7 protein-coding genes and 3 pseudogenes are annotated in these 7,872 nt (G+C 45.8%); 8 read left to right on the forward strand and 2 right to left on the reverse strand.

Annotation, left to right across the window (positions count from 1 at the left end):
- Positions 1-230 (reverse strand): annotated as a pseudogene (locus GBV73_RS09760) (IS982 family transposase); the annotation flags it as partial.
- 56 nt (positions 231-286) lie between these two features.
- Here GBV73_RS09760 and GBV73_RS09765 point away from each other — a divergent pair.
- Positions 287-934, forward strand: a pseudogene (locus GBV73_RS09765) (ABC transporter permease); the annotation flags it as partial.
- Between the two features lie 8 nt (positions 935-942).
- Here GBV73_RS09765 and GBV73_RS09770 read toward each other — a convergent pair.
- Positions 943-1,906 (reverse strand): annotated as a pseudogene (locus GBV73_RS09770) (inorganic phosphate transporter).
- Positions 1,907-2,157: 251 nt separating this feature from the next.
- Between GBV73_RS09770 and GBV73_RS09775 the strand changes: the two are divergent.
- From GBV73_RS09775 to porB, 7 genes are all read left to right on the forward strand, one after another.
- The gene (locus GBV73_RS09775) at positions 2,158-2,715 is read left to right on the forward strand and encodes a pyruvate/ketoisovalerate ferredoxin oxidoreductase subunit gamma (RefSeq protein WP_152881055.1); all 558 of its coding nucleotides are present in this window, start codon (positions 2,158-2,160) and stop codon (positions 2,713-2,715) included.
- A 38-nt stretch (positions 2,716-2,753) separates the two neighbouring features.
- On the forward strand, positions 2,754-3,071 hold the full coding sequence (locus GBV73_RS09780) for a 3-methyl-2-oxobutanoate dehydrogenase subunit delta (RefSeq protein WP_042696815.1): 318 nt from the start codon (positions 2,754-2,756) through the stop codon (positions 3,069-3,071).
- Positions 3,072-3,080: 9 nt separating this feature from the next.
- Positions 3,081-4,262: a pyruvate ferredoxin oxidoreductase gene (porA, locus tag GBV73_RS09785; RefSeq protein ID WP_152881046.1), complete on the forward strand. Its 1,182-nt coding sequence runs from the start codon at positions 3,081-3,083 to the stop codon at positions 4,260-4,262.
- Between the two features lie 5 nt (positions 4,263-4,267).
- Entirely contained in the window at positions 4,268-5,203 is a 936-nt protein-coding gene (locus GBV73_RS09790; protein WP_152881048.1) for a 3-methyl-2-oxobutanoate dehydrogenase subunit beta, read from the forward strand.
- A 63-nt stretch (positions 5,204-5,266) separates the two neighbouring features.
- The gene (porD, locus tag GBV73_RS09795) at positions 5,267-5,584 is read left to right on the forward strand and encodes a pyruvate synthase subunit PorD (protein ID WP_087037518.1); all 318 of its coding nucleotides are present in this window, start codon (positions 5,267-5,269) and stop codon (positions 5,582-5,584) included.
- Positions 5,585-5,594: 10 nt separating this feature from the next.
- The gene (porA, locus tag GBV73_RS09800) at positions 5,595-6,779 is read left to right on the forward strand and encodes a pyruvate synthase subunit PorA (protein ID WP_152881050.1); all 1,185 of its coding nucleotides are present in this window, start codon (positions 5,595-5,597) and stop codon (positions 6,777-6,779) included.
- Positions 6,780-6,789: 10 nt separating this feature from the next.
- The gene (gene porB / locus GBV73_RS09805; RefSeq protein ID WP_152881053.1) at positions 6,790-7,737 is read left to right on the forward strand and encodes a pyruvate synthase subunit PorB; all 948 of its coding nucleotides are present in this window, start codon (positions 6,790-6,792) and stop codon (positions 7,735-7,737) included.
- The last annotated feature ends 135 nt before the right edge of the window (positions 7,738-7,872 follow it).

Consider the following 7,872-nt stretch of genomic DNA (forward strand, 5'->3'; position numbering starts at 1 on the left):
GTTAGTTTGTTGTACCTGATTTTGGGGAACAGCTTCATTTCTTCGATTAGGACTCTGTAAGCGTGCTTGTAAACTCCGTTAAAGTGCAAGTGTGCTAGTATTGCGAAGGTTATTAGGTCGTAGAGGCTGATTATTTCCCTGTGAGTGTTTTTCGGGTAGTGTTTGCTGATTATCGGGTAGATTTCGGATTTTATGATCAGGATTTTCCTCTGAAAGCTCAATACAACCACCAATCAACCAAAAAACTTAAGTGCTTATAACCCTAACGATCTAATGGGAACTAGGGTTCATAATGATAATATTAGTTGCTCAGATGTCCGCCGGGAGCATGGCTATGGAAAAGGAGAACAAAACCCTCGAAACCCTCCTAACTCTGCCCGTGAAAAGAATAACTATTGTAGCTGGAAAGATGGTAGGGACGGCTGTAATAGGTATAATAGCAGCAATAGCTTATATGATCGGTATGAGGAACTACCTCGGAAGCTTGACTTCCTCTGCTCAAGTCGGAATCACCCTTGAAGAGCTTGGACTAACGGTTACCCCACAAGGCGCGGCACTTTTTGTGCTTATAATGTTCCTGGCGATGATATTCGCCCTGAGCTTTGCAATGCTGCTTGCGGTTTTTGCCGAGGATACAAAGAGCGCAAACACCGTGGTAAGTGCAGGAATAATGCCGCTGACGTTTCCTACGTTCATCCTCATGTTCGCAGACCTGGAAACTCTGCCTCTGGCAATCAAATACCTCCTGCTTGCAATTCCTTTCAGCCACCCGATATTGGCTTCCAGGGCAATGCTTATGGGGGAATATTCCACTATGTATGCCAGTGCAGTTTACCTAGGAGTCCTATCGGTGCTGATGTTGCTTATAACTGCAAGGTTCTTTACAACAGAAAAGCTCCTCACAGCAAAGCTGAGACTTAGAAGAAGGGGGTGATTTCCCCTTTAAATCAACCCCGAGAGCTGGAAGAGCTTAAAGATTCCGAGTGCTAAGACTATACTGATTGTTGGCGTGGCAACCCACCCAAACACTATTTCCCCTACAACTTTTTTCCCCCACTTTTCTTCCTGTTGCAAGCCCTACCCCGATGACTCCCCCAACTATGGCTTGACTTGAGCTAACAGGGAGTCCAAACATGTTTGCTAGGCTAACAGCTATGGCAGACCCGAATTGAGCCGAGAAAGCGGACAATGGGCCAAGAGATGTGATCTTTTTTCCCACGGTGTACATCACAGCGTAGCTGAAAGTTAAGGAGCCAATGGCCAGGCTTATAGCCCCAAACATCCCGGCGGCTTTTGGACTGAAGAAGCCAGCCCCAACAAGGAGTCCCGTTGCATTTGCCACCTCATTCACTCCAAAGTTAAATGCCATGTACGAACCTCCAAGGACAGCAAGCCACTTGTAAAGAAGCTCAATTCTCCCAAAGCTCTTGATGTTATTCACCACTTGCCCATAAAACTTAAAGAGTATCAGAGCAAAAAGGGCTGCTAATATGGGAGAACACACCCAAGCTCCAGCTATTTTTATCAAAGTCCCCCAGTTTATCGGAGCTCTGATTGCTATTCCCACCCCGACTACTCCCCCAACTATTGCTTGAGTTGTTGATACGGGGAGCCCTTTTATTGTCGCTATTGTTACCCATATGCCAGCTGCAAGGAGGGCGATTATGGCAATATTGAGGGTAAGATACTCTGGAGGAATAATGCCCTTTCCTATCGTTTTCATTACCTTGTATCCCTTTAAGTAAGCTCCAAGCATGACAAAGATTGCTATAGTTAGTGTTGCCTGGCGGAAGCTTAACAACCCCGCCCCCACAGCTGTTCCCATTGCATTTGCACTGTCATTAGCCCCTATATTCCACGCTATGTAGAATGCAATTGCAACTGCTGCTATTATTGTCGCGTCCATTGCCTTCACCGTCTATATAGTCTATATAGCTGGAGAACTCTTAAAAAACTTAACTCCATGCTTCTCGCCTTCTATACTTTACAAACGTAAAGACGTTTTTTGTGTCTTCTAATGTATTACCATATTCATTGAACGTATTGTTTGTTCATTTTTACTCAAAGACAGATGCCGAAAGGTGTTTCTTGCCATACCGAAAATTAAATAAAGGGACTGGGCAAAATAATACCGACAAAACTTGGGAGGAAGAGATGATGATAGAGATTCGTTTTCACGGTAGAGGTGGACAAGGTGCAGTTACAGCCGCAAACATTCTAGCCGAGGCAGCTTTCTTAGAAGGCAAGTACGTCCAGGCATTCCCATTCTTTGGTGTTGAAAGAAGAGGTGCTCCAGTTACAGCCTTTACAAGAATTGACGAGAAGCCAATTAGAATTAAGACCCAGATTTATGAGCCAGATGTTGTAGTTGTCCTTGATCCTTCTCTCTTGGATACGGTTGACGTTACAGCCGGTCTTAAAGAGGGAGGAATGGTAATTATAAACACCGAGAAAACCAAGGAGGAGATTCTCCAGAAGCTCAAGAAGAAGCCAGCCAAGCTTGCACTCGTTGACGCTACAACAATAGCCCTTGAAACTCTTGGCCTGCCAATTACAAACACTTCAATTCTCGGTGCTGTTGCAAAAGCAACAGGAATAGTTAAAATAGAGAGTGTCGAAGAGGCCATCAAGGATGCATTCTCCGGAGAACTTGGTGAAAAGAACGCCAGGGCTGCAAAGGAAGCCTTCGAGAAGACTGTTGTTTATGAGCTTTGATTTTTCCTTCCTTTAAAATTCATTTAGGGGTGAACGTCTTGAACACTTTATTCGGGGAGAAGAAGGCGAAAGCTGAAAAGATGGTATTTAATTCCGTTGAGGAATATCCAGAAGCACCAGTAACACTAGGGACAACACTATCAAACTTCACAGGCGACTGGAGAACTTTCATGCCGGTTATCGACGAGAGCAAGTGTATAAAGTGCTACATCTGCTGGAAGTTCTGTCCGGAGCCAGCAATATACATCAAAGAGGACGGCTATACTGCGGTGGACTATGACTACTGCAAGGGTTGTGGAGTCTGTGCAAACGAGTGCCCAACAAAGGCAATAAGCATGGTAAGAGAAGAGAAGTGAGGTGATAAAATGCCAAAGAAAGTTGTGAGTGGTAATTATGCAGCTGCTTATGCTGCCAAACATGCTAGAGTTGAGGTTGTAGCTGCTTATCCTATCACACCTCAGACCTCAATTATTGAGAAAATTGCTGAGTTCATAGCTAATGGAGAAGTTGAAAACCTCCAATATGTGCCCGTTGAGAGTGAGCACTCTGCTATGGCTGCCTGTATAGGTGCTTCAGCAACAGGGGCCAGGGCTTTTACCGCTACCTCTGCCCAGGGTCTGGCTTTAATGCATGAAATGCTCCACTGGGCGGCTGGGGCAAGGCTCCCAGTTGTCATGGTTGATGTTAACAGAGCCATGGCTCCTCCATGGAGCGTTTGGGATGATCAAACTGATTCCTTAGCCCAGAGAGACACCGGATGGCTTCAATTCTATGCCGAAAACAACCAAGAGGTTTATGATGGAGTATTGATGGCGTTTAAGATTGGTGAACATGAGAAGGTCAACCTTCCCGTAATGGTAGTTGAGAGTGCCTTCATCCTCAGTCACACTTACGATGTAGTTGACATGCCAGAGCAGGAGGAGATAGATGAGTTCCTGCCACCAAGGAAGCCACTGTACACATTGACAGACTTCGAGAACCCATTCTCCGTTGGCGCCTTAGGCACCCCAGCTGACTACTATGAGTTCAGGTACAAGATTGCAAAAGCCATGGAGGAAGCGAAGAAAGTCATCAAAGAAGTTGGAAAAGAGTTCGGCGAGCGCTTTGGCAGGGACTACAGCCAGATGATAGAGCTCTACAAGACCGATGATGCAGAGATAGTCTTCATGGGAATGGGCTCACTCATGGGAACCGTAAAAGAGGCAGTTGACATTCTCAGAAGTGAAGGTTACAAGGTCGGAGCAGCCAAGGTTAGGTGGTTCAGGCCGTTCCCAAGGGAAGAGCTCTACGAGTTGGCAAAGAACGTTGAAGGAATAGCGGTTCTCGACAGGAACTTCTCATTTGGACAGGAGGGAATTCTCTTCAACGAGGCTAAGGGTGTCCTTTACAACACTGATGCAAAGCCAATAATGAAGAACTACATCGTTGGACTTGGTGGAAGGGACATAACAGTGAACGATGTAAAGGCAATAGCCAAGAACATGAAGGAGATAATCCAAAAAGGCAAGCTCGATAGAGAAATCGAATGGTACCACTTGAAGAGGTGAAAAAGATGGAGCTTCCTGCTGATGTTAAGAAAAAATTAACCCTTCCCTTTGAGGAGCACTTTTATGCCGGACACACTGCTTGCCAGGGTTGTGGTGCAGCCTTAGGTTTGAGATACGTCCTTAAGGCATATGGAGGAAAAGCAATATTTACAATCCCTGCTTGCTGTTCAACAATCATAGCTGGTCCTTGGCCATACTCAGCTTTAAACGCTCCTCTCTTTCACACTGCATTTGAGACAACAGGTGCAGTAATAAGCGGTATTGAGGCTGCTCTAAAGGCAAAGGGATACAAGGTAAAAGGCGAAGATGGAATAATGGTCGTTGGATGGGCAGGAGATGGCGGTACAGCTGACATTGGTCTCCAAGCCTTGAGCGGTTTCCTTGAGAGGGGACACGATGCCCTTTACATCATGTACGATAACGAGGCTTACATGAATACCGGTATCCAGAGGAGCTCATCCACCCCATACGGAGCATGGACAACCAACACTCCCGGTGGAAAGAAGCACTTCCTTGAACAGAGGCCAAAGAAAAAGGTTATTGACATTGTAATAGCACACAAGCCAGCTTACGCTGCTACAGCAAGCGTTGCTTATCCAGAAGACTTCATGAAAAAGCTCAAGAAGGCTCAAACAATTAAGGGGCCCGCTTTCATTCAGCTCTTCGCACCATGTCCAACCGGATGGAGAGCTCCAACCGACAAGACAATAGAACTTGCCCGCTTAGCTGTTCAGACTGCATACTTCCCGCTCTTTGAATACGAGAACGGAAAGTACAAGATAAACATGCCTTCACCAAACAAAGAGCCAAAGCCAATTGAAGAGTTCATAAAGCTGCAGGGAAGATTCAAGTACATGACAAAGGAGGACATAGAGATACTTCAAGAGTGGGTGCTTAGAGAATGGGACGAGCTTAAGAAGAAGGCCGAGATCTTCGGCTGATTTTTATTATTTATTTGCGAAAAGTTTAAAGAAAAAGGGGATAACTCACTCGGGGTGATATATATGGCGGAAAGTCCTTTCAAGGCCGATATTGAAAGAGTCCAAAAGGAATATAGCGAAAAAATGACACCCGGTGCAATAGTTTACATTCCCGGAAGTAGCGTCGTTAACAAGACCGGCGGTTGGAGAGTTTTCATGCCGCAGTTTAACAGGGAGAAGTGTATTAGATGTTTCATGTGCTACACACTCTGCCCAGAGCCTGCAATTTATCTCGACGAAGAAAGCTACCCGGTGTTTGATTACGACTATTGTAAGGGCTGTGGAATCTGTGCAAATGAATGCCCAACCAAAGCAATTGAAATGGTTAGAGAAAGCAAATGAGGTGGTATAAATGCCAATGAGAAAGGTTATGAAGGGTAATGAAGCCGCTGCTTGGGCAGCTAAGCTTGCAAAACCAAAGGTTGTAGCTGCATTCCCAATTACACCATCAACTCTCGTTCCCGAGAAGATTAGTGAATTTGTTGCCGATGGAGAAATGGACGCAGAGTTCATAAAAGTTGAGAGCGAGCACTCAGCAATTTCTGCATGTGTTGGTGCCTCTGCTGCAGGGGTTAGAACCTTTACAGCAACTGCTTCTCAAGGTTTGGCTTTAATGCACGAGATTCTCTTCATAGCGGCTGGTATGAGGCTCCCAATTGTCATGGCAATTGGTAACAGAGCACTCTCAGCCCCGATAAACATCTGGAACGATTGGCAAGACACAATAAGTGAGAGAGACACTGGATGGATTCAATTCTATGCCGAAAACAACCAAGAGGCACTCGACTTGATATTAATCGCCTTCAAGGTTGCAGAAGATGAGCGCGTTCTTCTTCCAGCAATGGTTGGATTTGACGCGTTCATATTGACCCACACAGTCGAACCAGTTGAAATTCCAGATCAAGAGGTAGTTGACGAGTTCCTCGGAGAATACGTTCCAAAGCACGCTTACCTTGATCCGGCCAGACCAATTACTCAGGGCGCCCTTGGATTCCCGGCTCACTACATGGAGGCAAGATACACAGTTTGGGAGGCTATGGAAAACGCAAAACAAGTAATTAAGGAAGCCTTTGACGAGTTCGAGAAGAAGTTTGGAAGAAGATACCACATGATTGAGGAATACAAGACAGATGATGCTGAGATAATTCTCCTCACTATGGGTTCACTTGCCGGAACACTCAAAGAATTCGTTGACAAGAAGAGGGAAGAGGGCGTTAAGATCGGTGCTGCAAAGATGACAGTCTACAGACCATTCCCAATTGAGGAACTCAGAGCTTTGGCAAAGAAGGCAAAGGTTCTCGCAATTCTTGAGAAAGACATCAGCTTTGGAATTGGTGGTGCTGTCTTCGCAGATGCTAGCAGAGCACTTGTAAACGAGAAGGAGAAGCCGATAATGCTTGACTTCATAATCGGCCTCGGTGGAAGAGACGTCACATTTGACCAGCTTGAAGAGGTTGTCGCGATTTCAAAGAAGGCACTTGAAGGAGAGAAGGTTGAAGAGGTCAACTGGATAGGATTGAGGAAGGAGATTTTGTGAGGTGATTATGATGGCAGTTAGAAAGCCCCCTATCACAACTCGCGAATACTGGGCACCTGGTCACGCTGCATGTGCCGGTTGTGGGCCGGCTATAGTCATGAAGCTCGCCACAAAGGCATTTAGTGAGGCAATGGAGGAGAAGTATGGAGACCCCAACGCATTTGCAATAGCTCACGCTACTGGATGTATGGAAGTTGTCTCTGGTGTATTCCCCTACACCGCTTGGAAAGCCCCATGGATTCACGTAGCTTTTGAAAACGCTGGTGCTGTAGCTAGTGGTGTCGAGGCCGCATGGAAGAAGCTTGGTAGAAAAGGAAAAATCCTTGCCATCGGTGGAGACGGTGGTACAGCTGACATTGGTCTCCAAGCACTCTCTGGAATGCTTGAGAGAAGGCACAACGTGGTCTACCTCATGTACGATAACGAGGCTTACATGAATACTGGTATCCAGAGGAGCTCATCCACCCCATACGGAGCATGGACAACAACCTCACCACCCGGAAAGTACTCAATTGGTGAGGACAAGCCGAAGAAGTGGGTGGCATTAATAGCCGCAGCTCACCAAGTTCCCTATGTTGCTACTGCCAGCATTGGAGACCCATACGACTTCTACAGGAAGATGAAGAAGGCTGCAAGCGTAGATGGGCCAGCATTTGTTCAGGTCTTGGCACCATGTGTTCCCGGATGGAGGATTCCACCAGAAAAGACAGTTGAAGTAGCTAAGTTGGCAATTGAAACCGGTATCTGGCCACTGTTTGAAATAGAGAACGGAGACTTCCACAACATAAAGTTCCAGAGATTCCCCAAGGACGGAAAGTTCAAGAAGCCAATTGAAGACTACCTCAAGCTGCAGGGAAGATTCAAGCACCTCTTCAAGAAGCCTGAGGCAATACAAGAGCTTAAGAACCAAGTAAAAGAAATGTGGAGAATCCTTGGCAAAGAAGTCGAGCTTCCATGAATTCTCCTCTCTTTTTGTTATTATCCATTTTTGTATAATGTTGTTTATTTTCTGAGCAGGGCGTGTTTAGTTTCACCCCCTGTTATTTAAACAGTATTTGACTCTGAGGAGGATTTTCAGACCATAACACATTAC

Source organism: Thermococcus sp. 101 C5 (assembly GCF_009372125.1).
Taxonomy (GTDB): Archaea; Methanobacteriota_B; Thermococci; order Thermococcales; family Thermococcaceae; genus Thermococcus_A; species Thermococcus_A bergensis.

Excerpts from the sequence above, each read along its gene's own strand:
- GBV73_RS09775 (WP_152881055.1), top strand. The coding sequence starts at position 2,158 with ATGATAGAGATTCGTTTTCACGGTAGAGGTGGACAAGGTGCAGTTACA.
- porA (WP_152881046.1), top strand. The coding sequence starts at position 3,081 with ATGCCAAAGAAAGTTGTGAGTGGTAATTATGCAGCTGCTTATGCTGCC.
- GBV73_RS09790 (WP_152881048.1), top strand. The coding sequence starts at position 4,268 with ATGGAGCTTCCTGCTGATGTTAAGAAAAAATTAACCCTTCCCTTTGAG.
- porD (WP_087037518.1), top strand. The coding sequence starts at position 5,267 with ATGGCGGAAAGTCCTTTCAAGGCCGATATTGAAAGAGTCCAAAAGGAA.
- porA (WP_152881050.1), top strand. The coding sequence starts at position 5,595 with ATGCCAATGAGAAAGGTTATGAAGGGTAATGAAGCCGCTGCTTGGGCA.
- porB (WP_152881053.1), top strand. The coding sequence starts at position 6,790 with ATGGCAGTTAGAAAGCCCCCTATCACAACTCGCGAATACTGGGCACCT.